Origin of the sequence: Reichenbachiella carrageenanivorans (assembly GCF_025639805.1) — a bacterium.
GTDB lineage: Bacteria > Bacteroidota > Bacteroidia > Cytophagales > Cyclobacteriaceae > Reichenbachiella > Reichenbachiella carrageenanivorans.
On sequence record NZ_CP106735.1, the window covers coordinates 1,606,065 to 1,631,654 of the forward strand.

Below are 25,590 nucleotides of genomic sequence, written 5' to 3' on the forward strand. Positions count from 1 at the left end.
TAATCCGCATTAGAAAATAAAACATTGAGTTATAAAGAGTACAAGAATATCAATTATGCTGAAGTAGCAAATGAGGTATTAGAGTTTTGGAAGAAAAATGATGTATTCCAAAAATCGGTAGACGAAAGAGAAGGAGCTGAGACTTTTGTGTTTTATGAAGGGCCACCTTCAGCGAATGGTACGCCAGGTATTCATCACGTGATGGCGCGTGCGGTCAAAGATATTTTCTGTAGGTACAAAACGCTGAAAGGTTATCAAGTCAAAAGAAAAGGGGGCTGGGATACACACGGTCTACCTGTAGAGCTTCAGGTAGAAAAGGAGCTAGGTATCACCAAAGAAGACATTGGGACCAAGATATCTGTAGAAGCATACAATGCAAAATGCCGTGAGGCGGTCATGAAGTTCAAAAATGAATGGGACGATCTGACCGAAAAGATGGGGTACTGGGTGGATTTGGATGATCCATACATCACTTTCGAGAAAGACTATATCGAAAGCCTTTGGCACTTATTAAAGAAATTTTACGACAAGGATTTACTCTACAAGGGCTACACCGTACAGCCATTTTCTCCTGCAGCAGGTACAGGTTTAAGTTCGCATGAATTGAACCAGCCTGGCACATACAGAGACGTGAAAGATACCTCTGTAGTCGCTCAGTTTAAAGTAAAGAAAACGGATCTGTCAGCTAAATTTTTTAGCGGAGAAGAAGAGCTATTCTTTTTGGCTTGGACGACCACTCCTTGGACGCTACCGTCGAACGGGGCACTGGTAGTAGGTAAAAAAATAAAATACGTGAAGGTGAAAACTTTCAACCCATATACCTTTCAGCCTATATCGGTTATTCTAGCCAAAGACTTGGTCGGGAAATACTTCTCTGAAAAAGCAAAGGAAATTGCTTTTGACGATTACAAAGGAGGCGATAAGCTGATCCCTTGGCAAGTGGAGGCTGAGTATGTGGGCACAGATTTGCTGGATGTAAGGTATGAGCAGTTATTCCCATATGTGACCAACGAAGACCTTGAGGCCAATGCTTTTAGAGTCATTGCGGGAGACTTTGTGACTACCGCAGACGGTACAGGTATCGTCCATGCTGCTGCGTTGTTTGGAGCAGATGATTACTTTGTTTCTAAAGCCGCTGGCGTACCGCCTGTCGTGGCTAAGGATGATAAAGGCGACGATGTTCCATTGGTAGACAAACAAGGAAGGTTTGTGGCTGACGTTACGGACTTTGCTGGGATGCATGTGAAGGAAGAGTATTATTCGGACGAAGCGCGTGCAGCGGCAGATTTTAAGCCGACGGATGTGCTGATCGCCATTCATTTGAAAGAAGCCAATAGAGCTTTTAAAGTAGAAAAATACGAACACAGTTACCCACATTGCTGGAGAACGGACAAACCTGTATTGTACTATCCGTTAGATTCTTGGTTTATCAAAACCACCGCTTATAAAGACCGGTTGGTCGAATTGAACAATACCATCAATTGGAAACCCGCCTCTACGGGTAGTGGTAGATTTGGTAATTGGTTGGAAAACTTGGTGGACTGGAACCTGAGCCGCTCTCGTTATTGGGGTACGCCGTTGCCTATTTGGGTGACAGAAGATCGCACCGAACAAAAATGTATTGGGTCTATAGCAGAGCTCGAAGCAGAAGTGAAAAAATCTATTGCCGCAGGGTTTATGACTGATGAACTGGGTGAAGACTTTGATCTGCATAGACCGTATGTGGATGATATTTTCTTGGTGAGTGATTCGGGACAACGAATGACGCGTGAGCCAGATCTGATCGATGTGTGGTTCGACTCTGGAGCAATGCCTTATGCACAGTTTCACTTTATGGGAGATGATCCGAAAGACGCTACGCAGGCAGAAGGAGGGCTGAGTAATGTTTATCCTGCAGACTTTATTGCCGAAGGTGTGGATCAGACGAGAGGATGGTTCTTTACCTTACATGCCATTGCAGTGATGCTATTCGATAAAGTATCATTCAAAAACGTGATAGCTAATGGCTTAGTGCTCGACAAGAATGGTAACAAGATGTCGAAGCGACTAGGCAATGCCGTCAATCCATTTGAGACCTTGGCTAAGTATGGTCCAGATGCTACTCGATGGTATATGATTGCCAATGCCAACCCCTGGGATAATTTAAAGTTTGACATAGAAGGAGTGGCTGAAGTACAAAGAAGGTTCTTTGGTACCCTATATAATACCTATTCGTTTTTTGCGCTATATGCAAATTTGGATAAGTTCAATTTTAGCGAAAGCGAAGTGTCAGATAGTCATCGTACAGAAAGTGATCGATGGATCATCAGTAAGCTCAATACTTTGATCGCTCAGGTAGATGAAGCATACCATGCTTACGAGCCTACTCGTGCAGCTCGTATGATTCAGGACTTTGTGATCGATGACATGAGTAACTGGTACGTTCGATTGAATAGGAAGAGATTTTGGAAAGGTGAATATAATGAGGATAAAAAGGCAGCTTATCAGGCGCTATATACTTGCCTGAAAACCATTGCCAAGTTGGCCTCACCTATTGCGCCATTCTATATGGATCGATTATACAGCGATCTAAATGCCGTATCGGGTCATGAGTCGCATGAGTCGGTACACTTGTCTAACTATCCAGTCGCCAATGCTGATTTGATCAACAAGGATTTGGAGATTAGTATGGCTATGGCACAGAAGATATCTTCGTTAGTGCATTCGCTCAGAAAGAAAGAAAAATTAAAAGTTCGTCAGCCACTTTCGCGTGTAATGGTTCCCGTATTGAATAAGGAAACGGAAGCACACATTAAAGCTGTAGAAGAGCTGATATTGAACGAGGTGAACGTGAAGGCGGTAGAGTTTATCGACGACACATCAGATATATTAGTTAAGTCTATCAAACCCAACTTTAGAAAACTGGGTAAAGAATACGGTTCGCGAATGAAGGACATATCGCAGAAAATAGCGACTTTCACCAAAGAGAATATAGCAACATTAGAAGCTCAAAATGCCTTTGAAGTAGATCTAGGAGATCAAAAAATTACCTTAACCTTGGAGGATGTAGAAATCAGTTCGCAGGATATCCCAGGCTGGTTAGTGGCTTCTGAAAACGGCCTGACCGTCGCTTTGGATATTCAATTGTCGGATGAATTGAGACAAGAAGGTGTCGCGAGGGATTTGGTGAATAGAATTCAAAATCTTAGAAAAGATAGTGGACTAGAAGTACAAGACAAGATAGTCGTTCAGCTGCAAAGTGCAGACGAACTCGTGCAAGCTTCTGTTGGAGCATTCAAGGATTATATTTGCCAGGAGACACAAGCCAATGAGTTAAATATCGTTTCGGATTTGGAAGGCGGACAAGCGCTGGAAATGGACGATATAAAAGTATCAGTAAAGCTGGATGTTGTTAATAACTAAGAAATAGCGTGAAGTATTATAAGTATTATTTATTGAGTTTGGGAGTGATCCTGTTGGATCAGGTGGTCAAACTGTTGGTTCATTTTAATATGGACATGGGTATGCCTGGGCAAATTCACATCATTGGCGACTTTTTTAAGTTGTATTACCTCACTAACCCTGGCATGGCCTTCGGTATGAAATTAGGTACAGAGTATGGTAAGCTGATGCTTACCCTCTTTAGACTGGTGGCCATGATAGGTATTGGATACTATCTGTATACGCTGATCAAAAAAGGTGTACATAAAGGTATGCTGGTTTGTATTGCTTTGATTTTAGGTGGAGCCATTGGTAATGTGATTGACAGTACGTTTTACGGTGTGTTTTTAGACAATGCACCTGTAGGGTCACCCACTCCTTGGTTTTATGGGCAGGTAGTAGATATGTTTTATTTGGACATTTGGGAAGGTCATATCCCAGATTGGATTCCGTTTATGGGAGGCAAGTACATGTCGCTCTGGCCAGTATTCAATGTGGCAGATGCAGCTATATTTATTGGCGTATTGGCTATACTTATATTTCAAAAGAGATTCTTTCACGAGGAGGAAAGTGATGATACTGCCGTGAAGACAGAAACAGCGGAGGTATAACAAAATCAAGTGAAGGTATGCTACAATGTCGCTGAATGAGATGACTTGATTGTTTTATTAGCACACGTTTCTATTCCTTTGCTTTGGAAGTTCTAATTTACTCTGTTGTCATATTTCTATGGGATCAATCTTATTAATAAAGAGATCCTCGAAACCAAAAAATGAGGTAAAATATATTCCTCTGGCCAAAAGTGACTTGCTATTTTCAAATTCGAAGTCCCTATCCTTCTCATATTGATTGAACGCTTTTCTTTTCGTTTACTTTCACCAGTGTAAACGGATAACTATGAGATTTTCAATAATATTATTTATAGTGCTGAGTGCAAAAGCACTTCAAAGTCAACCTGCGGAATGGGGAGGAATAGATCGCTGGGAAAGTCTTAACCCTGGAGCTGGAGGGCAGGTTCAAGACGTTTTTTTTGACAGACATACCGAAAATAGAATTTGGTTTTGTAGCGACATGGAAGGTGTCTACCGTTCAGATGACTCTGGTCAAAAGTGGAAGCATGTAAGTCGAGACCTGACCCATCATATGTCTTTTTTGGTGATGAATCAAGTGGGAGGTACGAGAGTATTCGAAGGGGGAATGAATGGTGCTCACTATAGCGATAACGCAGGTGCCGATCCTAGCGAAGTGACTTGGGACATGATAGAGCCTACCAGAGGTGACGCTATCGCATCGATAGCCATCTCTCAAGATCACCAGCTGATCGTATTGGCTCCCGGATGGAAAAATAAAGATGCTCAGAAGTGTCAGGCAGCCATCACTACCCCGGTGCAAGGGCTTAGTTCAGGAAAATTAAACGGCGAGCGTATCGTGTACATCTCCAAAGATGGAGGCGATACTTGGGCAGAGAAAAAGTATGAACCTACAGATGGTTATAGACACGTGTTTAGCGTGGAGATAGACCCGGACAACAATATCTACCTGGGCAGTTCGGCTGGCGTTTACTTCTCATCAGACGGAGGCGACTCCTTTGCACGGATCGATGATCCTAGCCAAGCGCTAGGTAAAGCTGGCAATTCTACAGCCTGTAATTCCAGACCCAATGGAGGTTCTAGAGGCATAGGTCTTTCGCCCGATGGCAATCACATTTACGCCGTTTACCAAACGAGTAGTAGCCCAAAAAATTACAGTCTTTTTGTAGCCAGTACCTCTGATACAGGTATTGCGGATACATGGCAGCAGGTCTCCGATGATTTGAGTGCAAGTGTAGAATGGTATAAACCAGAAGTAGATCCAAGGTCTGACCAGACCAACCATCAAGTATTGATAGGTAATGTATGGAATGGCAATACGCATAGAGTAGGACTGTGGGAGGGTACTTTTAGTTATGAATTGGACGGAAGTCTAAAGGATTATGAGTGGGCCAAAGTAGTGGACAAGCCTGCTGAAGACAATTGTTTTGAATTTGAAATGGGATGGGAAGACCGTGACATGATCGTGAGGTCTTATGACTATAGCCCTACATTTTGGGGTGTGCACCAGATTGTGATGATGGGTGGTCAGAATGTTTATTTGGGTGATAAAGAACAGCCAAACTACCCATGTGGTCCTAGCGTGTGGCACGAAATATATGGGGAAATCATTGATCATGACTTTGGCCCAGTGGTGATGTCTCATGAACGTGGATTTTCGTCTACCTATGCTTATGATGTGAGCGCGCTCGACAATTATGCCATCCAGGGCTGTGCAGATCATGGGATCATGCAGAGCCTTGATTATGGTTACTCATGGACTTCCGCTCAAACCCCCAATGGCACCAATGCCATGTCTGTACTAACCATACCATTGGCCACACCGATTGTGCTCGCTGACTTACGTGCAGGCTACGGAGCCCCTAGTCAAACCGTGGGGGCTATCTATGCCAAAACTATCAATCCTGAAAATATTGGATACCCAAGTGGATGGAAGCTGATAGGCGGAGCAGTACCCAATGGGTCGGGCACCACCAATGGGCTGCCTTCTAGGAATTTCAGAGTTATCAACTACGATCCTAAATTTCCCGAGCGTGTTTATATTGGAATTAGAGGTAAGTCGGGGGCTAATGGCGGTATATATATGACTTCAGGTATTCAGAAGATTATTGATGGAGAAGGCGCTTGGGAGAAAATCACCCCTTCCTCTTTCGATAATTACGACATCAGAGATATTTGGGTCGATCCTAATAATTCATCCATTGTCTATGCAAGATCAGCCACTAGTGGCAATTTGATCCTAAAGGGAGTGAACACCAGCGGTGTTTTTGATTGGACGACCTCTTCGGGTGGAATCAGTGACGTGAGTGACATCGCTCTCATAGATCGTGGGGAAAATACATGGTTAGTAGCTTCGGGAACCATCAATAGTCAATTTGGTGTCTTTATCAACGAGTCGATAAATACTGTCGATTGGTCAAATAAAGGGAATTGGAAATTCACAGGATTAGATATTGCGGCTTCGCTTACTCTTCGCCCTGAAAAATCAGTAACCAATACACAATATATGAGTTTCTCAGGCCTGGCGGCCAATGGTCAGTATATTATTATCAATCGACACGCAACGGGATTCAAAAAAGGGCTAGGGAGCTTTGCTGGTACCATTCAACCCGACGGCTCTGTGCTGTGGCAAGATTGGACAGATACTAGTGTGCAATCCCTCTATCAGTCCGATTGCAACCAAGCTAAAATCTTACGTATTAAAGATACAGAGTACTACTATGTGGCTACTGTGGGCGCGGGTGCTTGGAGGAGAGCGTTACCTACTTCTTCGGAAAAAGACTGTAGTGTTGATTTTTTGAAGCACACGTTTGAAGTGGATGCACCTAATGATCAGGTCGTACTTTCCGTTTTGTCATCGGAAGCATGGTCTCCATCCACCAATCATTCTTTTCTGTCTGTGGTCCAATCGGGTAGCCAATTAGTCGTAGATGTTACTAATAATGCGTCGAGTGATGTCAGAACGGGTACGGTTTCAATAGTAGGGTGTGAAACCAGAACCTTGACGATTACTCAAAAAGGGAATCAGCAGCCTGAGATTGCATGGAATTTGCACGAATTAGATCAGGAAATAGAAGAGGGGGAAGAATTTTCACTTTCGGTAGTGGCCAAGGACCCTGACGGCAGTATATCGAGTGTGACCATCTATGTAGATGAAAGCGTATTAAAAACAAGTGACAAGGTACCGTTGGCGGCTCCGTTGATATTTGAATCTGCGGGTACTTATGAGGTTTCAGCCGAAGTAGTAGATGACTTGGGGGCTGTGGTCTCTCTTTTTGGTACAGTGGCTGTCAAACCAGCGAGGGTGTTGTCTGTCGCGCCTGGCCAGCGGGCAAACTTGTTGCTATATCCCAATCCCTGTTCAGACGAAATCGTCCTTGTCGGAAATGATGCGTTACGCATCAATATCTTCGATTTGCAGGGCAGAATCATACAGGGTATGACGCAAGTAAATAGGGATAATAAATGGCACATTGACACCTCAAAGCTCCAGGTGGGGATGTACCAGCTTTGTATGAATGACGGCCAATCATGTATAAGATTTAGGAGAGAATAAAAAAAAGGGCTTCATGTACATACATGAAGCCCTTTTTGGTAGTGCTTTTCTCCTCTGGGTTAGTTTTCTAACAATTCCAGTAGTGTGGTTAATTTTTTCTTGAGGCTCCTTCTGTCCACAATAAAATCTAAGAATCCGTGATCTAATACAAATTCGGCACTTTGAAATCCTTTAGGTAAATCTTTTCCTATAGTCTCCCTAATGATACGTGGTCCAGCGAATCCGATCAACGCACCTGGCTCGGCAATGTTGAAATCGCCCAGCATGGCATACGACGCCGTGACACCACCTGTAGTAGGATCTGTCAATAAAGAAATATATGGGATTTTTGCTTCTGATAGCAAAGCCAATTTAGCAGAGGTTTTGGCCATTTGCATAAGTGAAAACCCTGCTTCCATCATACGTGCACCGCCAGATTTGGAGATCATTAAGAATGGGATTTTGTGCTTGAGCGAATAGTCAATGGCTCTTGCGATTTTTTCACCCACTACAGATCCCATTGATCCGCCAATAAATCCAAAATCCATACATGCGATCACAATGTCTTTATTGTGCATCTTGCCTACGGCACTTCGAACGGCATCTGTCAAGCCAGACTTCTTTTGTGTAGCAGCTATTCTAGCCGGATAGGGCTTAGAATCTACAAATTTCAACGGGTCGGCAGAGGTTATTTCTGCGTCCAGTTCTTTAAATTCATTGTTGTCAAACAAAATTTCAAAATACTCCTTAGAGCCAATCCTTACGTGATAATCGTCCTCAGGCGATACGTACGAATTGTTTTTGAGCTCGCGCATGTGTACAATTTTCCCACTAGGAGTTTTGTACCATAGCCCGTCAGGAGCTTCTTTTTTTGCTGTAGTAGGCGTCTGGATGCCCTTGTCTTTTCTGTTAAACCAAGCCATATTTTACCTTTTATTAGAAGGATTGCAAAGATATATTAGTTGAGAGACTTTCGAATATTAGCGGTTAGATATTTCCTGTCTTACTCTTTTCCATCTGCATACTTTTGCAAGTAGGCGTATTCTTTTGTGAGTTTTCCTTTGTTAGTTATTGTTGCTCTTTCGATGATTCGATCGGGGTCTTCGCCCAATAAGCAGGGTAAAATATTGTTTACTAATTCTTTCCCAAAATCTTCTGAAGCATTTCTAGGAAGCTCGCAGGGTAGATTGTCGACAGACATTACTGTTATGTTGCCCTCATCCGAAAATGCAGGCATTTCCCGTCCGGTAGTGGGGTCATAGTCAAATACGGGATCTTCGATTGTGGCAGGTCGGATGGTAGATGGTATAGATCCTTCGATGTCGCAGGTCACATCTGCGATAATATTGATTTTGAAGTCTCTATGTGTTGCTTCTTTTCGAGTGAATAGCACTGGAGCTTCAGGTTTCCAATATGCGCAAGCAATCAACAAGTCAGTAGATTTGGCGTATTGATAAAAATCAGATTCGAAATTTTCGGGGTGCTCAAAAAAATCAGAACGTTTGAAGTCTTTGCCATCTTTGTGCCTATTATAGTCACGGCTGTTGAGTTGGGTGAATACGGGTTCTTGAAAATCTTCGTTGACAAATCGCTCTGGAGTGACTTTGCGCATATTCATGCTGAGTAAAACCTCCATGGCTCCTTTAGCCACTCTTCCACCGCCTGTGATTGCAATCTTGATAATGGGTAACTTGATTTTGCTGTATTCTGTTTTCATGTCATCCAAATCAAAACACTCATGTGCTCGCCTGATGTGAAAGAGGTTATATCTTTTGCCAAAGGCCCATAAGGCATTGTATGCGCCTACAATGCCAGCATATCTACCAAACGCTATGATGCGCTGATGCTGGGCATTGGTTAGGGTTTCGTAGTCGATGAGACGGATATTCTTGTCTAGTGCTTCATTGAGCAAGTCTCTATTGTATTCTTGTTTTTTGATTGTATGAGAAAAGAAAAAATAAGTCTTATTGGGGATTAATTGTCCTAAAGGCACCTCTTTCACGCCGAATATGATGTCGCAGTCGGCCACGTTATCTACCAGTGCTATGCCTGCTTGTGCATAGTCGTTGTCGGAGAAGCAACGGATGTCGCTTTTCTGACAGACCAATTCCACGTTAGGAAAACGCGCTTTGATCAACTGAGCTTGAGAGGGAGTGATGGCTACTCTTCTATCAATCGGAATTTTGCCTTCTTTTAGGATGCCAATTTTCGACATTTGCAATGGGTTTTTGAATGAATAATGTTGTTTGCAAATATGCGCCATTTCTAACCCATTCGGAATTTGAAGAAGGGCTAATACAGGATTGTGATTCGGTGTTTGTTGCTATTCTAAAAAGTCGCCAAGAATAGATGAGCTTTCCTTCGTGGCATTTTTACCATAAGGGGCAATGGCCTGAATGAGTTTTCGTATAGGCATAGATTGTAGCCAGACTTTACCTGTGCCATGCATTGTAGCCAAAAACATACCTTCTCCACCAAATACCATGGACTTGAGCCCACCTGCCGATTGGATATCAAAATCTAAAGTTGATTCGTAGGCGACTACGCAGCCCGTATCGATTCTCAACGTTTCGTTGTTGAGCTGGCGCTCGATGACTGTGCCGCCAGCATGTACGAAGGCCATACCATCGCCTTGTAATTTTTGTAGGATAAAGCCTTCTCCACCGATCAGTCCCGAACCGAAACGTTTGTTGAGCGAGATAGATATTTTGGTGCCCAAGGCAGCACACAAGAAGCCGTCTTTCTGTACAATTAGTTCCTGATTGGGTGATTGCTGCAGGTCGACAGGAATCACTGTGCCAGGGTAGGGAGCCGAAAAAGCTACTTTTCGTTTGCCAGAGCCGTGATTGGTAAAGTGAGTCATAAACAAGGACTCACCAGTCAAAGCACGAGTGCCAGCTGATACAAGTTTGCCAAAAAAACCTTGATCTGGCTCTGAGCCGTCACCCATTTTGGTTTCAAAGACGATGCCGTCTTCCATGAAGAGCATGGCGCCAGCTTCTGCGACTACGGTTTCTCTTGGGTCCAATTCTATTTCTACGATTTGGATACTCTCTCCTTTGATTTCGTAGTCGATTTCGTGGCTTCTCATGTGTTAGTGGGTTTATTTTGGTGGGTTTAGATCTTCACGATCTTTGAGTTTTTTGTCTTCCACATTGTCATTGAGAAAGGCATTGAGTTCATCAATTTTCAATGTGGATTTGATTTCGCCAAAGGAGTTGATATTCACTTCAAACCCTTTGAGAGCTGGGTTTACCTTTGGTTTAGTGTTTTTGTTTTTTTTACTCATTGTTCGCTGCTTGATCAAAAGCATTAGTTGCTTTTTTTATACGATCAGCCACTTCATTTGTTCCGAGTACTTCCATGACCCTCATTAAGTCTGGGCCACCAGCTTCTCCCGTTATAGCTACTCTCAAGATTTGCATGACCATGCCTACTTTGGTATCTAAGGCAGTGACTGCTTGCTCTAAGCCATTTTGAAAATCTTCTGCGTTCCAATTTTTACCATTCATATTTGCGGCTAAAGCCTCAAAAACCTGTTTGGCGGTGTTGTCCCATTTTTTTCTCACCACTTTTTCTACGTACTCGCTAGGTGCTTCAAAGAAGTATTTGCCTTTAGAAATCAATTCGGGAATGAAATCAATTCTTTCTTGCAGTAGCTCGGCTATGGCCAATGCTTTTTGTTCGTCACACTTGATGCTGGCAGTTTGTGCTTGTTCTAAAAGCATAGTGGCTAAGTCACTAGGTGCGAGGTTTCTAATGTATTGTTGGTTGAACCAGATGGCTTTGTCTATGTCAAATTTGGCGCCAGCCTTACTCACTCTTTCGATGGTGAAAGCTTCAATCAATTCATCTAAACTGAATATTTCATTTTCTGTTCCAGGGTTCCAACCAAGCAGAGCAAGAAAGTTTACAAATGCTGTATTCAGATAACCCTCTTCTTTAAAACCTTTGAGTGCAGCATCTTCGGCTGTGGCTTTCCATTCCATAGGGAAAATAGGAAATCCGTGTTTGGCGGCATCACGCTTGCTGAGTTTTCCATTGCCATCAGGCTTGAGTAAAAGTGGCAAATGGGCAAACTGTGGCATGCTGTTTTCCCAGCCTAAATATCTGTATAGTAAGACATGCAGGGGGGCAGAGGGTAGCCACTCTTCTCCACGGATCACATGGGTGATTTTCATCAAATAGTCATCGACTACATTGGCCAAATGATAAGTAGGCATGCCGTCTGATTTCATTAAAACTTTGTCATCCATGGTGGAGGTATGCACGTTGACCCAGCCGCGAATCATGTCATTGAGGCGGACGTCTTCTTTGGCGGGTACTTTTATTCTGATCACATAAGGCTCTCCCGAAGCCAATCGTTGAGCTACCTCTTCTTCGGATAGCGTCAAGGAGTTTTTCATGGTATTTCGTGTAATCGAATTATAATTGAGTGAATTGGCTTTAGCCGCCTTCAGGGCTTCTCGCATTTTGTCCAATTCTTCAGCTGTATCGAAGGCGTAGTAAGCTGTGCCTTCGTCGAGCATTTGTTGTGCGTATTTTTTGTATAGTTCTTTGCGCTCAGACTGTTTATATGGCGCATAGTCGCCGCCTTGGTCAGTGCCTTCGTCGATTTGGATACCACACCAAGCCAAAGCATCTTTGATATATTGTTCGGCTCCTTCTACGAATCGGGTTTGGTCTGTGTCTTCTATTCTGAGGATGAACTTTCCTCCATGCTTTTTAGCAAACAGATAATTGTACAAGGCGGTGCGTACACCACCTATATGAAGAACGCCTGTTGGGCTAGGTGCAAATCTTACTCTTATTTCGTTACTCATCGATCAAATGTTTACTCAACTGTTAGGCTTATGCCCTTAAGGCATGTCGTTTCAAATTCTTTTGATTCAATTCAGGCCTCTTAGGTATACCCTGAGATTGGTTGAAAAAAATATGCCGGAGGATATCCGGCACGCAAATTTATCAATATTCTAGGCTAGTTTATAAAACGGCAATGCAGGAAATTTCAACATTCACATTTTTGGGTAAGCAGCTTACTTCTACCGTTTCCCTGGCTGGTGGGTTGCTGGAAAAATACTCACCGTACACAGCATTTATTTTCCCGAAATTGCCCATGTCGCTGACGAAAATAGAGCACTTCACTACGTTGCTATAACTAGTGCCTGCTGCTTCTAGGATGGCACCCATGTTTTTCATTACTTGATGGGTTTCTTCCTCTATACTGTCTAGCATAATCTGGTCGCTACCAGGCACAATGGCAATCTGTCCAGATACATATAATGTATTGCCTGCTAGTGTGGATTGGCTATAGGGGCCTATGGGAGCAGGGGCGTTTTCTGTGTTGATGATTTTTTTCATGGGGCAAATTAAAAGAGGATGTCACTGACTTAACAAGAAAGTATTTTGATACTGGTTATTCTACAGTTACTGATTTGGCGAGGTTTCTTGGCTGATCGACATTGCAACCTCGCATAACTGCGATGTGATAAGAGAGCAACTGCAACGGAATGACAGATACCAGAGGCATCAGAGCCTCTTCACAGGCAGGTACCTCAATGATGTAATCGGCTAAAGCAGGTATCAAAGCGTCACCTTTCGTGACAACAGCAATGACTACACCTTTTCGTGCTTTTACTTCCTGGATGTTAGAGACTACTTTGTCGTATGAGCTGTCCCTTGTAGCGATAAATACCACGGGCATTTCTTCATCGATCAAGGCAATAGGGCCATGTTTCATTTCGGCAGCAGGATAACCTTCTGCATGGATATACGATATTTCTTTGAGTTTCAAAGCCCCCTCGAGTGCTACTGGAAAGTTGTATCCTCTACCTAAATAGATGAAGTTTTTAGCGTCTTTGAATCGCTCAGCAATTTCCTCTACTACTGAGTTATTGTCTAGTACCTCCTTTATTTTGGCAGGGATGCGAGACAATTCAACTAGGAGTTCTTTGTATCGAGTTTGAGTAATCGTTCCTTTTTTATGAGCAACGCTCAGGGCAATCATGGTCAATACGGACAGTTGGCCTGTAAAGGCTTTAGTACTGGCTACCCCTATTTCTGGCCCAGTATGCAGATAAGCACCTTCATGCGTGACTCTAGAAATAGAAGATCCTACTACATTGACAATTCCAAGAATGATGGCACCTTTGGATTTTGCCAATTCGATAGCGGCTAGGGTATCAGCGGTTTCTCCAGATTGGGAGATGGCAATGACAATGTCTCCTTCATGGATGACTGGGTTTCTGTATCTAAACTCTGATGCATATTCTACCTCTACAGGAATGCGACAGTATTCTTCAAATAGGTATTCTGCCACGAGGCCTGAATGCCACGAAGTGCCGCATGCTAAGATGATGATTCGTCTGGAATTAATAAGCGCTTGAGCGTATTCGTATATGCCCCCTAGGGTGAGGTTGCCATTTACAGCATCTAGCCGACCCCTCATACTATCCGCAATAGAGTTAGGCTGTTCGAAAATTTCCTTAAGCATAAAATGCTCATACCCTCCCTTTTCTAGTTCTTCGAGTTTCATCTCCACCTTTTGGATATAAGGTGTTTGCTCTACATCATCAATATTGGTGATTCTAAAGCCTTCGCGGTTTACAATAGCGATTTCTCGATCTTTGAGATAAACCACTTCGTTGGTGTACTCAATGATTGGTGTGGCATCAGATGCGATAAAATATTCTTTATTACCAATGCCTAATACCATTGGGCTGCCTTTTCTAGCAGCGATGAGCTGATCAGGGTTTTCTTCATCCAGAATGACAATGGCATAAGCACCTTCTACGGCATGTAGGGCAGAACGAACCGCTTGTTCTAGGTCTACGTTGTTTTGCTTTTTGATGTCTTCTATGAAGGTGATAAGTACTTCAGTGTCTGTATCGCTTACAAACGAATACCCTTTGGATAGAAGTTGCTCTTTGATGGTATCATAGTTTTCGATGATACCATTATGAATAATAGACAGCGACTTATTGGCAGAAAAATGAGGGTGCGCATTGCGGTCGTTAGGTTCGCCGTGCGTAGCCCATCGCGTGTGGCCGATGCCTATCGTACCGTTGATTTTCTGACCTTCTACCGCAGCCACGAGATCGGCTACTTTTCCAGCTTTTTTATACACTTTGAGTCCATGGTCGTGTACTGAAACACCAGTACTATCATATCCTCTATATTCAAGTCTTTTAAGTCCTTTGATGATCAAAGGGAAGGCATCTTGATCGCCAATATAGGCTACAATTCCACACATAATTTGTACTTATTCTGGTAGGGTATAATATAGCTTGATCCTAAACCCTGTTTTTTCATCAAAGATAGAAAACTTTGGGGTAGTGATGTCTTGGGGCATCACCAAAAGATGATCTACTTCTAACGACTCGTTTTCAACCAACTGACCAAAAAATGTAGGTACTCCAGAATAAGTCAGGGAGGTTTCGTCTATAGGTGCTATGAGTGGGTCTGCTATGCCAGCCAAGTAGCCATTGTCAGTCATGATGATGGCTTCTGTAAGTATGTTGGCGGCAAGTTGTACACTATTTATTTTTGATCCATCTGCAGCATCTACATACAAATACCGAAGGTTTGGTACATTGCCATAGTATTTAGAATTGGCTTTAGTTTCGGATACAAACTCCAATCTGTTAACCTGTATTGTAGGATTTGCTTCAAAAAACTTGTTCAGCGTATCAAGGTTTAATTTTGGAAATATTCCAGAAGAGGGTTGTAAATAGATGTTGCCGTCACCTGCGGTAAAACTCGAGTAGCTTTCAGTAGGGCTTGCCGCCATGGTAGATCCACTTCGGTCAGTTTTAATTTGATTGTAAAAGAATGACCCGAGTGAGACATTGAGTGTGAGCGAATCCGAATATACGGAGTCCATTGCTATGCCGTTGTCTGTATATGGGTCTACTTCGTGGTAATGGATGACAATGCTGGTAGAATCCAGTGGTTTGAAACTAATGAGTGCAGTGTTGGACTCTGCACCTACGATTGCAATGCCTTTGTACTCATATCTTAAAGCACCAGCTGGAGAGACACTTGAGCCTTGAGCTCCAGTAGCTATGGCAAACAATTCGTCGCCCATGCTATCTTCCATTCTAAATTTTAGAATATAGTTTAAGCTGTCTTTGTCAAGAATACTAGTTTCGTTGAGTATAAAATCAAAACTACCTTCTTTTTTGTCAGTTCTATAGGGGGTATCAAAGTTGGCCAAATAGGTAGCAGTATTGAAGAGCGTATCTGTGAGTTGATATACGTCAAAGTGCTGAGAAGCCACAATTTGATCTGTATGCACATCGTCATAGTGTAAATGGATGACGGTAGAGTCTACTACATATGTATGATCGTCTGTCAGCGTAGGTACAGTAGTAGGCAAACTCAACTGGCTAAATGCCACTGATCTGGTAGTGCCAAAGATGGGGTCAACATTTTTCCCTATTAATAATCTCGAGTCCTGACTGGTTTTAATACTATCAAGCCGCACGTTCGTGACTTCAAGAGGAAGCTCAGTGTACAATACGTTTACTCTAATACCATCAGGATCTAAGCCCAAGCCAATGTCATGGGGATCCGCACACGAAAAAATGGCTAGGGTTACGAGTATCAGTAGCCCAGGCCAGTTTTTATCCAACAAGTTCATTATATAAATTATAATAGGAGTCTAAAAAGTTATCATCTTTTTGAATTGTATCTACCTTTTTGCCGTTAGGTGCAGAAGAAATCAATTCATCAATGATTTTGTTTGTTTCATTTTTAGACTTAATGACAGCATCGGCATATTCGATGCCTAGCTTTACAAAACCTGCGAAATCTTTTGTACTTAGATGTTCCAGCATGCTCTCTTCGATGTCCATCATCATTACTTTGTTGATCAAGTCTCCTTCGAATTTGTGTTCGAATTCGTTGTCATACAGTGTAAATACCGACTTGGCATCTTTGAAGATCGGGTCGTTTTTGTATGTAGTTTTTAGATAAAGTGGGATTAGGCTTGTCATCCAATCGTTGCAATGTACGATGTCTGGAGACCATCCTAATTTTTTTACAGTTTCGAGTACGCCCTTGCAAAAGAAAATGGCGCGTTCATCATTATCTGCATGAAAATTCTCTTCCTTGTCGAAAAATACAGACTTTCTATGGAAATAGTCTTCGTTGTCGATAAAGTATACTTGCAATTTGGCATTTGGGATTGAAGCTACTTTGATAATCAAAGGCTTTTCTTCGTCGCCTACCGCAATGTTTATTCCTGATAGTCGAACAACTTCGTGAAGTCTGTTCTTTCTTTCATTGATCAATCCAAACCGAGGAACCAAAATTCTAATTTCCATTCCCCTCTCTTGCATTGCCTGAGGCAATGCTCTCACAAAATCGGCTACTTCTGTAGTTTGTAAAAAAGGATTAATTTCACTCGCCACATATAGTATTTTGTACTTTGACATAAACCGTGTTTTTTAGTTTGATAGTTTCAAAATGACCACAAAATTACACTATTTTTGAATCTTTTTCAATAGCGAAGAGTGCTTTCGCATGATATAGCCGCCTGAGTAGTAGGAAATAATGAAAATAGTTGAAAGTATAGTAGAGTTGCAAGCCTATTTGGATTTGCAGCGATTGAAAGGAAAAGCAGTGGGCTTGGTGCCTACTATGGGTGCCCTGCACCAAGGACATCTAGAATTGATACATGCGTCCGTACACGCTTGCGACCTGACGGTGTGTAGTATTTTCGTAAACCCTACTCAGTTTAACAACCCCGACGATTTATTAAAATACCCCAAACAATTAGAAACCGATCAGCAATTGCTTTCAAAAGCAGGTTGTGATGTGGTTTTTGTGCCAACGGTAGCGGAGATGTATCCAGATCAGACAGAAAGTTTAAGCATGAGTTTTGGCGTTTTGGAGCATGTCCTAGAGGGAGAGTTTAGGCCAGGTCATTTTTCTGGAGTGGGCGTGGTGGTGTCGAAGTTGCTCAATATCGTCCAGCCACAGGTGGCATTTTTTGGTCAGAAGGATTTGCAGCAGCTCGCGGTAATCCGAAAAATGGTGAGAGACTTAAATATCAGGACAAAGATAGTAGCAGTGCCTACCGTAAGAGAGCCAAGCGGACTGGCTATGTCTTCCCGCAACCTTCGTCTGTCTGAGATAGAAAAAGAAATAGCAGCCCATCTATACAAAACCATGCAAGGCTTGAAAGATAGGGTGTGCTTTGGAGATAATGTGCCTGTTGCTATAGCGCAGAGCAAGGATTTACTGGCGCAGGTAGATGGGCTTCAGTTGGAGTATTTGGAAGTGGTAGACTCTGCTACTATGCAGGTCGTGAGTGATCTGAGTGCCGCTGATAGTATTTCTATTTGTGCGGCAGCACATGTCGGCGAAGTGAGAATTATTGATAATATGTACATAAAACAAACCGATTGAAAATTTCATCTATCCTGAAGTATAGCTTTTCATTGTTGCTCGCTGGCGTGCTTTTTTACTTCGCTTTTCGCAATGTTTCTATCACTGACTTTTTGAATAAAGTCAGTGAGGTCAACTATTGGTGGGTCGTTTGGTCAGTTGTGTTGTCATTGCTGAGCCACTGGCTTCGAGCGTATAGGTGGAACCTGATGTTGCGTCCCTTGGGTTATGAAAAGCTTTCTGATGGTCGTACGTTTTTGGCAGTGATGACAGGTTATTTGGCCAATTTGGCTTTCCCAAGATTGGGTGAGGTCACTCGATGTGGTGTGATGAAAAAAAATGATAAGGTGCCGATGAGTATTTCATTTGGAACTGTGATCACGGAGCGGGCCATAGATTTTTTGATTTTGCTATCTCTTATCCTGTTAGATTTTATCATAGAATTTGATTTGGTGTATGATTTCTTCATCAGCTCTGTAGGCTGGGATACAGAGGCCGATCATACCTGGACGATTGTTATTATTGCTTTTATCCTTGTGGTTTTAGCTATAGTAGGAGTACTTATTCTGAAAAGAATTTTAGAGTATGAGTTTGAAAATGCCTTTCTTCAAAAGATACATCGTGTGCTCACAGATATAGTAAATGGGTTGTTGTCTATTAGGAAAATACAGAATATTTCGGGCTTTGTCATTTCTACGATTGGTATATGGGTGTTTTACTATTTGATGAGTTATGTGATCTTTTTCTCAATTAGCGAGACATCGAGCCTCGGTTTTGGTGCAGGCTTATCTATATTGGCAGCTGCTGGAGTAGCTATGGCTATGCCTGTGCAAGGAGGTATAGGCGCTTATCATACGTTAGTGAGTGGCGTGCTGATCATCTACGGAATAGAGGCGACTAGCGGATTGTTTTTTGCCACTTTGCTCCATACCTCTCAGTTAGTGAGTATTTTGTTTTTTGGGGGGCTCAGTGTATTAGGGACTTTAATAATTGCTCGAAAGAGAAAAACAGAAGATCCCCTAAAACCGTAATAAGAGCGTTAGATATTTGAAACCATTAAATCATATATAAATGTTAATCATCTTTTTAGTCTTTTTTTTGGTTGGGCTTTATGTTAGCAATAAGCTCAAGAGTAAGTTTAAGAAGTATTCGCAAATCGCTTTGCAATCGGGCCTTTCAGGAAGAGAAATAGCGGAATTGATGCTGCGCGACAATGGAATCACTGACGTGAAAGTAATTTCCGTGCAGGGGCATTTGTCTGATCACTATAATCCTGCCAACAAAACGGTAAATCTCAGCCCTGAAGTATATGCTGGTAGAAGTGCTGCTGCTGCTGCTGTGGCGGCTCACGAATGCGGACACGCTGTTCAGCACGCTACGGCTTATAGCTTTTTAGAATTCCGTTCGGCCATGGTGCCTATACAGAACATAAGTTCTAAAATCCTGAATTTCATTTTGATTGGCATGTTCTTTTTTGGCTTTGCCATGAAGTCCTTTGGCTTGGATACCATTTTTTTAGTTGTAGTCGCTGCGCAGTTTGTGATTACCATGTTTTCTTTGGTGACTTTGCCTGTGGAATTTGATGCCAGTAAGCGCGCACTTGCCTGGATCGACCAGCGAGGTATTGTGACGAGTCAAGAACATAGTATGGCTAAAGATGCTTTGCATTGGGCAGCCATGACCTATGTAGTAGCAGCCTTGGCGGCGATCACACAATTACTTTATTTTGTAATGCTGTTTTTGGGAAGTCGGGATTAGGTTAGTTTCGATCTAAAGATTTTAAAAAAGACTTGAATATTGTTCAAGTCTTTTTTTTATATATTTGTATGCATGCATACTATATTGATTCAGAATAATATGTCGCCAATTAAGTATTAATTGCATTAATTGAAATTAAAATCTTTTAATGTGTAATGATTGCAAATTATCTTTCGAAACTAAAACAACCCTCAAAATGAATTTTGTATTGACCGAAGAACAATTAGCAGTACGAGACGCTGCCAGAGAATTTGCTCAAACCGAACTTTTGCCAGGCGTAATCGAACGGGATGAAAACCAGCAGTTTCCGGCCGAGCAGGTCAAAAAAATGGGAGAGCTTGGGTTTATGGGGATGATGGTAGATCCAAAATACAATGGTGGTGGTATGGATACCATTTCTTATGTGCTGGCCATGGAAGAGATATCAAAGGTAGATGCTTCATGTTCTGTAGTGATGTCGGTCAACAATTCATTGGTGTGCTGGGGTTTGGAGAAATTTGGCACAGAGGAGCAAAAAGAAAAGTACCTCAAGCGTTTGGCTTCTGGGGAAATTATCGGAGCTTTCTGTTTGTCTGAGCCCGAGGCCGGTTCGGATGCCACTTCGCAAAGAACGACTGCAGAAGACAAGGGCGATTATTACCTGTTGAACGGAACTAAAAACTGGATTACCAACGGTAGTAGTGCGTCGGTATATATTGTAATGGCACAAACCGATGTAGAGAAAAAACACAGAGGTATCAATGCATTGATAGTAGAGAAGGGAACAGAAGGTTTTACTGTAGGACCAAAAGAAAATAAACTAGGTATCCGAGGCTCGGATACGCATTCTTTGATGTTTCAGGATGTAAAGGTTCCCAAGGAGAACCGAATAGGTGAAGATGGCTTTGGCTTTTCGCTGGCTATGCAAGTGCTCAATGGGGGTAGAATAGGTATTGCCTCCCAAGCTTTGGGTATTGCTAGTGGGGCTATGGAGTTGGCAATTAATTACTCAAAAGAACGAAAATCGTTTGGAAAGCCAATCTGCGAGCACCAAGGTATTCAGTTTAAATTGTCGGAAATGGCGACCAATATTGAAGCTGCCAGATTGCTATGCTTACAAGCTGCAGCTAAAAAAGACAGAAAAGAAGACTTTGTGAAAGAGGCTGCAATGGCTAAGCTGTTTGCTTCGAAAGTAGCCATGGAAACCACTGTAGAGGCAGTTCAAGTACATGGTGGCTACGGGTTTGTGAAGGAATTTCATGTCGAGCGATTGATGCGAGACGCGAAGATTACACAGATCTATGAAGGGACTTCAGAGATACAAAAAATTGTAATTGCTCGCGAGATATTAAAATAGTATAAATGTCCAACGGTATTAATTTATTTATAATCTTTGTATTTATTATACATTATATTAGATTTATACAATAATACCAATGGAAATTAGCTCAAATCAAAGGGCTACTCCGAAATAATTCAATGGAGGACTATAACAAAATCATCGAGTCTTTATCGGTAAGGTTCATTTCAGCTAAGAATATTAATATTTTGCAACCGCTTACGGTTGAGAATTATTATGATGTAGAAAATGTGTTCATCTATGTGCACAAAGGCGAGGTGAAATTCGGAAAGGAAAAAGAGGTGGTCAAAGAGAATGAAATACTCTTTGTGCCAGGAGGAAAAATGGTAGGCCTTACCTATGGTAGTGGCAACTCTATGAATCTTTCTAATGATGATTTTATCAATAATAAAGAAAAGTTTTTTCAGACGAGCGATTCGTATATTGCCAAGCCAGATCATGAGAATATCACCATGATCAATTTTGAGGCAAAAGTTTTTGATACCGTCAATTTCTTTGCGTCTTTAGATATTCCTGCTTTTGTAATTAAGGGTAATCACAACTTGATCTCTTTGGTCAAATTGATTGTCACGGAGATTTATTCTGATACGCCAGGTAAGGCTAGAGTGGTGAATCTAGAAACAGACCATCTTGTAGTAGAACTGATTAGGCATATACTGAGTAAGGGTTTGTTTGTTGAGCAATTGGCTACAAACTCTACTTATTTTAAAGATCCACGTCTCATAGATATTTTTTCCTTTATCAAGGACAACTTGCAAGAAGATCTTTCTAATAAAATATTGGCTAATGTGGCCAATGTCTCTGAGGATTATGTAGGACAGTATTTTAAAATGCTTACGGGCATTAATCCACAGGATTATATCGAGTATCAGCGAATGGAGATGGCTGTAAATATGCTACGAACGACAAAGAAAAGCATTCGAGATATAGGTAAAGAAGTAGGATACAAAGACACCGCGTACTTTTGTAGAAGATTCAAAATGATGTTTGGTATACCTGCTGGTAAAATGAGACGAAGAGAGACGTTAATGAACGTCTAGCTTCTCATTGATTACATGTATGCGTTCAGATACCTGAATCAACAAACTCTCCTCTTTTTCAAGCGCATTGCCAATCACCACCATGTCTGCTCCAGCTTCTAAGGCTAGGTTGACTCTACTTAGTGAATTAAGCCCTCCCCCTACTACCAAGGGGACCTCTATAGAGCGAGCCACTGTAGATATTACTTTTTGTGGAATAGGTTCGTCGGCACCGCTTCCTGCATCTAGATAGATGGTTTGTAGCCCTAGCATTTCGCCCGCCATGGCTGTACAGGCTGCGATTGTAGGTTTGTCCGAGGGCAGTGGTACGGTATTGCTCATGTAGCTGGCAGAGGTAGGTGCGCCAGAGTTTACTAGCATATACCCCATAGGGATAACTTCTAGTTTGCTTTTTTTCAATATGGGTGCCGCTAGTACATGCTGTCCGATGAGAAAGTCTGCATTTCTTCCTGAAATGAGTGAAAGCAAAAATATTGCGTCGGCATTAGAGTCTATCTGGATGTGATTGCCAGGAAAAATAACCACAGGGATATTGCTATTCGATTTGATGATCGAGATTACTTTTGAAAAGTTGTCGTTTGTGATTAGGCTTCCTCCAACCAAGAGATAGTCTACTTTATTCTCTACACAAAGATTGACAAGCCGAATGAGTCCGCCAATGTCCGTGGACTTGTCGGGATCGATCAGTACGGCCAGTGCTTTCTCGTTGCGGGCTTTTTTATCTTGTAGTTGATTCAGCAGCTTGTTCATCTTTTTGGCTTTTGCTGTTGAGCATGGAAATTTTTTCAATGGCTAGCGGGAGTAGCTTTTGTATAGCAATGGATATTACGGAGGTAGTTACTGCTGATGGTCGACTAGTTGCTTTTTTATCCTTCGAACGCTTGGTTTTCGTTTTGGGGGAGCTACTAGGCGCAATCAATTTGTAGAGGAGTGTCACGGCTATTACACCTGCGCCTATCACTGCTAGTGTTTTCAGGCTGTTTTCTACTTGGGTTTCGAGGGTTGAGGCCTCATTTTCCAAATGAGCCATGAGCTTTTTTTCTTCGGAAAGTAGCAGTTCTCGTTTATCCAATATTTCTTTTTTATTGCTCATCCTTGTTCGAAGGTTCTTTGGTGATGTTTTCCATCAATTTGGTCTCGAAGAATACTTTGAGTTTTCCTGATTTTAAAAAGTAAAAAACCAATAGCAAAAGCAGCAAATAAAGCCCTGATACGATCAAATAGCCTACGGAATCACCAGGGAAATATGAGTTTAAAAAATTGGCCAAAGCAATACTCAGAAAGGTAACCATCAGACCCGAAATAACCAAGATGACCAAGTAAGCGATCATTTGAGCTAGCAGATTAGAAAGGTGCTCGGTCAGATCCAATTTGAACAATTCAAATTTGACTCGAAGGTATTCTGTAAAGGTCTCTTTTAGTTTACTTATGTTCAATATATCCACGATGTTATTCCTATCAATTGAGGCTTAAATATAAAGGATATCAGTTAGACGATGGATTACTTCGCCGAAGATAAAAATTAGGTAGGTTCTGATTTCAGTATCTCAATACTGAAACACGAGCAAAGAACAGTATTTAGTGAGCTGGTTTCCTGTTGTTGGCTATTGAGCGTTTAGCTCGTGTATGGCAAGCCATGCCATGAGGCCAGGCCCATGTGACAGTGCGTCTTCGTCGATGTCGAAGGTAGGTGTATGCACGGCAGACACGATGCCTTTGGCTTCATTTCTGGTGCCTAGTCTGTAGAAACAGGCGTCTACTTCTTGGGAATAATAGGCGAAATCTTCGGCACCCATCCAAACGTCGAGATCTACTACGTTTTCTTTTCCTAGGTAGGCGATGGCGGCTTGTTTGGCTCTTTCTGTCAGTTCGGGTTCATTCTTTAGAAATGGGTAGCCTACTTGAATGTTGAAATTGCAAGACCCCCCCATGGACTCGGCTATGCCTTCTGCCATTTTTTTCATTTTCACATGCGCTTCTTTGCGCCATTTTTCATCTAGTGTTCTGAAGGTGCCTTCTATTTTTACTTCGTTTGGGATCACATTGGTGGCGCCATGAGCGAGTACTTTGCCAAAACTAAGTACGCTAGGTGTTTTAGGAGCAGCCATTCTACTTACCACTTGTTGCAGTGCGATGATGATGTGAGAAGCTATGACTACAGGGTCTACATTGTGCTCAGGTAGTGCGCCATGTCCACCTTTCCCAGTTACGGTTACATATAGTTCATCGGCACTGGCCATGTACATGCCCTCTCTAAATCCCACTTTGCCTACAGGAATCAGTGGCATTACATGCTGTCCAAAAATAGCACTAGGTTTTGGGTTTTCAAGCACGCCTTCTTTGATCATGAGTGAAGCGCCTCCAGGGAAAACTTCTTCGCCAGGTTGAAAAATAAATTTGATGGTGCCTTCGAATTCGTCTTTTACCTGATTTAGGATATTGACTGTGGTTAATAATGAGGAGGTGTGTACATCATGCCCACAAGCATGCATGACGCCTTTTTTCTTCGACTTGTATGGTTTGTCGCTTTCTTCGATGATAGGAAGAGCGTCCATGTCGGCACGAAGAGCAATGGTATTTTTCGTTGGGTTTTTCCCTTCGATGATGGCCTCAATACCATTGCCTGCGATTCCAGTTTTTGTCTTAATTCCTATTTTTTGTAATTGAGTCAATACATACTTGGCCGTCTCTGTTTCTTGAAAGGAGAGCTCAGGGTTGGCGTGTATATGCTGCCTATTGGCTACAGTTTCTTGGTGTAGCGATTGAGATAGAGATTTTATTTTGTCTAATAGAGCCATGGGCGAATTTTTGGCAATTTAATGAAATAAACCAAGTTGGGTATGTCCTATTCGCGCAGTTCATTAATTTTTTAAACTGTTTAAAGTAGTCTGCCATTCATTGCAGGAATGGTAATGATTAGGCTTAAAAAGCAATGAAAATTTCGAATGTATGCAGGGTTTCGTTAGTCCTCGATTTTAATTTTTACAGGTACCAATACGGCCCTGGAAAAATGTTTTTGGAGTGTTACAAAATCAGCATTGGCTTCTAGTCTTGAATAATACTCTCCTACACGCACTTTGTAGTTGGGTTGGTCGTAGCTCACTCTTGGTCTTTGGTTTTCTAGTACTTCGTAGGTTTTTACTTTTACCTGATTGGCTTTGTCTCTATTGTTGCCCGAATAAAGCTGAATTGAAAAGCCATCCACATACTGGATATCTGCTCTGGATTTTTTTATTCGATAGAGTACGGTGTCCAGTGCTGCTCCGATATCGTTCGTTGGTGTCACATATTCAGCTGTAGGCACATATTCTTCCTTTGGTTCAGAAATGATTTCCTCGGAGGAGGGCTCGTCTGTTGAGATAGTAGGCCTATAGACAGAAAGATCCTCTTCGTAGGTGGTACTACTTGTAGTCGTAGCGACTGTAGGTGCACAAAACTGCAAGAGGGTAACAATAGTAACGATTGGGAACACGCGAATTAACTTTGATACTATGGTTTTCAAAATACGAAATTTAA

Annotated in this window: 22 protein-coding genes; 8 read left to right on the top strand and 14 right to left on the bottom strand. The window is 42.1% G+C overall.

Annotated features, from left to right (window positions below; translation table 11 throughout):
- The first annotated feature begins 24 nt into the window (after positions 1-24).
- From ileS to N7E81_RS06465, 3 genes are all read left to right on the top strand, one after another.
- Positions 25-3,402, top strand: coding sequence for an isoleucine--tRNA ligase (gene ileS, locus N7E81_RS06455; protein ID WP_263052468.1), 3,378 nt, complete (start codon positions 25-27; stop codon positions 3,400-3,402).
- An 8-nt stretch (positions 3,403-3,410) separates the two neighbouring features.
- Positions 3,411-4,031 (top strand): lipoprotein signal peptidase, encoded by a 621-nt coding sequence (locus N7E81_RS06460; protein ID WP_263052469.1) that lies wholly within the window; start codon positions 3,411-3,413, stop codon positions 4,029-4,031.
- 286 nt (positions 4,032-4,317) lie between these two features.
- Positions 4,318-7,566 (top strand): T9SS type A sorting domain-containing protein, encoded by a 3,249-nt coding sequence (locus tag N7E81_RS06465; RefSeq protein ID WP_263052470.1) that lies wholly within the window; start codon positions 4,318-4,320, stop codon positions 7,564-7,566.
- Between the two features lie 59 nt (positions 7,567-7,625).
- On the opposite strand, the gene accD is transcribed toward N7E81_RS06465, so the two are convergent.
- From accD to N7E81_RS06510, 9 genes are all read right to left on the bottom strand, one after another.
- Complete coding sequence (accD, locus tag N7E81_RS06470) at positions 7,626-8,468, bottom strand: acetyl-CoA carboxylase, carboxyltransferase subunit beta (protein WP_263052471.1); 843 nt, start codon at positions 8,466-8,468, stop codon at positions 7,626-7,628.
- Positions 8,469-8,548: 80 nt separating this feature from the next.
- Entirely contained in the window at positions 8,549-9,760 is a 1,212-nt protein-coding gene (locus N7E81_RS06475; protein ID WP_263052472.1) for an NAD(P)-dependent oxidoreductase, read from the bottom strand.
- Between the two features lie 108 nt (positions 9,761-9,868).
- Positions 9,869-10,636, bottom strand: coding sequence for a TIGR00266 family protein (locus N7E81_RS06480; protein ID WP_263052473.1), 768 nt, complete (start codon positions 10,634-10,636; stop codon positions 9,869-9,871).
- A gap of 12 nt (positions 10,637-10,648) precedes the next feature.
- On the bottom strand, positions 10,649-10,834 hold the full coding sequence (locus N7E81_RS06485; protein WP_263052474.1) for a hypothetical protein: 186 nt from the start codon (positions 10,832-10,834) through the stop codon (positions 10,649-10,651).
- A complete protein-coding gene (gene gltX, locus N7E81_RS06490) occupies positions 10,827-12,368 on the bottom strand; it encodes a glutamate--tRNA ligase (protein ID WP_263052475.1) in 1,542 nt (513 codons plus the stop codon). The genes N7E81_RS06485 and gltX overlap by 8 nt, the downstream gene beginning before the upstream one ends.
- A gap of 160 nt (positions 12,369-12,528) precedes the next feature.
- Complete coding sequence (locus tag N7E81_RS06495) at positions 12,529-12,906, bottom strand: RidA family protein (protein ID WP_263052476.1); 378 nt, start codon at positions 12,904-12,906, stop codon at positions 12,529-12,531.
- Positions 12,907-12,961: 55 nt separating this feature from the next.
- The gene (glmS, locus tag N7E81_RS06500; protein WP_263052477.1) at positions 12,962-14,797 is read right to left on the bottom strand and encodes a glutamine--fructose-6-phosphate transaminase (isomerizing); all 1,836 of its coding nucleotides are present in this window, start codon (positions 14,795-14,797) and stop codon (positions 12,962-12,964) included.
- 9 nt (positions 14,798-14,806) lie between these two features.
- Complete coding sequence (locus N7E81_RS06505) at positions 14,807-16,186, bottom strand: DUF4270 domain-containing protein (protein WP_263052478.1); 1,380 nt, start codon at positions 16,184-16,186, stop codon at positions 14,807-14,809.
- The gene (locus tag N7E81_RS06510) at positions 16,170-16,982 is read right to left on the bottom strand and encodes a glycogen/starch synthase (protein ID WP_263052479.1); all 813 of its coding nucleotides are present in this window, start codon (positions 16,980-16,982) and stop codon (positions 16,170-16,172) included. The genes N7E81_RS06505 and N7E81_RS06510 overlap by 17 nt, the downstream gene beginning before the upstream one ends.
- A 118-nt stretch (positions 16,983-17,100) precedes the next feature.
- Between N7E81_RS06510 and panC the strand changes: the two genes are divergently transcribed.
- The 5 genes from panC (at position 17,101) to N7E81_RS06535 (ending at position 22,074) form a co-directional block, all read left to right on the top strand.
- Positions 17,101-17,958, top strand: coding sequence for a pantoate--beta-alanine ligase (panC, locus tag N7E81_RS06515; protein ID WP_263052480.1), 858 nt, complete (start codon positions 17,101-17,103; stop codon positions 17,956-17,958).
- On the top strand, positions 17,955-18,968 hold the full coding sequence (locus tag N7E81_RS06520) for a lysylphosphatidylglycerol synthase transmembrane domain-containing protein (RefSeq protein WP_263052481.1): 1,014 nt from the start codon (positions 17,955-17,957) through the stop codon (positions 18,966-18,968). Before panC ends, N7E81_RS06520 begins: the two co-directional genes overlap by 4 nt.
- Positions 18,969-19,008: 40 nt before the next feature.
- Positions 19,009-19,695: a zinc metallopeptidase gene (locus N7E81_RS06525; RefSeq protein WP_263052482.1), complete on the top strand. Its 687-nt coding sequence runs from the start codon at positions 19,009-19,011 to the stop codon at positions 19,693-19,695.
- Positions 19,696-19,891: 196 nt separating this feature from the next.
- On the top strand, positions 19,892-21,031 hold the full coding sequence (locus tag N7E81_RS06530) for an acyl-CoA dehydrogenase (protein ID WP_263052483.1): 1,140 nt from the start codon (positions 19,892-19,894) through the stop codon (positions 21,029-21,031).
- Between the two features lie 122 nt (positions 21,032-21,153).
- Positions 21,154-22,074 carry a helix-turn-helix domain-containing protein gene (locus N7E81_RS06535; protein ID WP_263052484.1) on the top strand — a complete coding sequence of 307 codons (921 nt, stop codon included), beginning with the start codon at positions 21,154-21,156 and terminating at the stop codon, positions 22,072-22,074.
- Here N7E81_RS06535 and N7E81_RS06540 read toward each other — a convergent pair.
- The 5 genes from N7E81_RS06540 to N7E81_RS06560 form a co-directional block, all read right to left on the bottom strand.
- Positions 22,060-22,824: a phosphoglycerol geranylgeranyltransferase gene (locus N7E81_RS06540; RefSeq protein WP_263052485.1), complete on the bottom strand. Its 765-nt coding sequence runs from the start codon at positions 22,822-22,824 to the stop codon at positions 22,060-22,062. The genes N7E81_RS06535 and N7E81_RS06540 overlap by 15 nt on opposite strands.
- Positions 22,793-23,167 (bottom strand): hypothetical protein, encoded by a 375-nt coding sequence (locus N7E81_RS06545; RefSeq protein WP_263052486.1) that lies wholly within the window; start codon positions 23,165-23,167, stop codon positions 22,793-22,795. Before N7E81_RS06545 ends, N7E81_RS06540 begins: the two co-directional genes overlap by 32 nt.
- Positions 23,157-23,510, bottom strand: coding sequence for a phage holin family protein (locus N7E81_RS06550; protein WP_263052487.1), 354 nt, complete (start codon positions 23,508-23,510; stop codon positions 23,157-23,159). The genes N7E81_RS06545 and N7E81_RS06550 overlap by 11 nt, the downstream gene beginning before the upstream one ends.
- Positions 23,511-23,678: 168 nt before the next feature.
- Positions 23,679-24,872, bottom strand: coding sequence for a M20 metallopeptidase family protein (locus N7E81_RS06555; protein ID WP_263052488.1), 1,194 nt, complete (start codon positions 24,870-24,872; stop codon positions 23,679-23,681).
- A gap of 164 nt (positions 24,873-25,036) precedes the next feature.
- On the bottom strand, positions 25,037-25,546 hold the full coding sequence (locus tag N7E81_RS06560) for an SPOR domain-containing protein (RefSeq protein WP_263052489.1): 510 nt from the start codon (positions 25,544-25,546) through the stop codon (positions 25,037-25,039).
- Between the last annotated feature and the right edge of the window lie 44 nt (positions 25,547-25,590).

Coding starts and splice junctions, on each gene's coding strand:
- N7E81_RS06465 (WP_263052470.1), top strand. CDS start 4,318: ATGAGATTTTCAATAATATTATTTATAGTGCTGAGTGCAAAAGCACTT.
- N7E81_RS06495 (WP_263052476.1), bottom strand. CDS start 12,906: ATGAAAAAAATCATCAACACAGAAAACGCCCCTGCTCCCATAGGCCCC.
- N7E81_RS06540 (WP_263052485.1), bottom strand. CDS start 22,824: ATGAACAAGCTGCTGAATCAACTACAAGATAAAAAAGCCCGCAACGAG.
- N7E81_RS06480 (WP_263052473.1), bottom strand. CDS start 10,636: ATGAGAAGCCACGAAATCGACTACGAAATCAAAGGAGAGAGTATCCAA.
- gltX (WP_263052475.1), bottom strand. CDS start 12,368: ATGAGTAACGAAATAAGAGTAAGATTTGCACCTAGCCCAACAGGCGTT.
- N7E81_RS06555 (WP_263052488.1), bottom strand. CDS start 24,872: ATGGCTCTATTAGACAAAATAAAATCTCTATCTCAATCGCTACACCAA.
- N7E81_RS06545 (WP_263052486.1), bottom strand. CDS start 23,167: ATGAGCAATAAAAAAGAAATATTGGATAAACGAGAACTGCTACTTTCC.
- N7E81_RS06475 (WP_263052472.1), bottom strand. CDS start 9,760: ATGTCGAAAATTGGCATCCTAAAAGAAGGCAAAATTCCGATTGATAGA.
- accD (WP_263052471.1), bottom strand. CDS start 8,468: ATGGCTTGGTTTAACAGAAAAGACAAGGGCATCCAGACGCCTACTACA.
- N7E81_RS06505 (WP_263052478.1), bottom strand. CDS start 16,186: ATGAACTTGTTGGATAAAAACTGGCCTGGGCTACTGATACTCGTAACC.
- N7E81_RS06530 (WP_263052483.1), top strand. CDS start 19,892: ATGAATTTTGTATTGACCGAAGAACAATTAGCAGTACGAGACGCTGCC.
- N7E81_RS06485 (WP_263052474.1), bottom strand. CDS start 10,834: ATGAGTAAAAAAAACAAAAACACTAAACCAAAGGTAAACCCAGCTCTC.
- N7E81_RS06525 (WP_263052482.1), top strand. CDS start 19,009: ATGTTAATCATCTTTTTAGTCTTTTTTTTGGTTGGGCTTTATGTTAGC.
- glmS (WP_263052477.1), bottom strand. CDS start 14,797: ATGTGTGGAATTGTAGCCTATATTGGCGATCAAGATGCCTTCCCTTTG.
- N7E81_RS06535 (WP_263052484.1), top strand. CDS start 21,154: ATGGAGGACTATAACAAAATCATCGAGTCTTTATCGGTAAGGTTCATT.
- N7E81_RS06510 (WP_263052479.1), bottom strand. CDS start 16,982: ATGTCAAAGTACAAAATACTATATGTGGCGAGTGAAATTAATCCTTTT.
- panC (WP_263052480.1), top strand. CDS start 17,101: ATGAAAATAGTTGAAAGTATAGTAGAGTTGCAAGCCTATTTGGATTTG.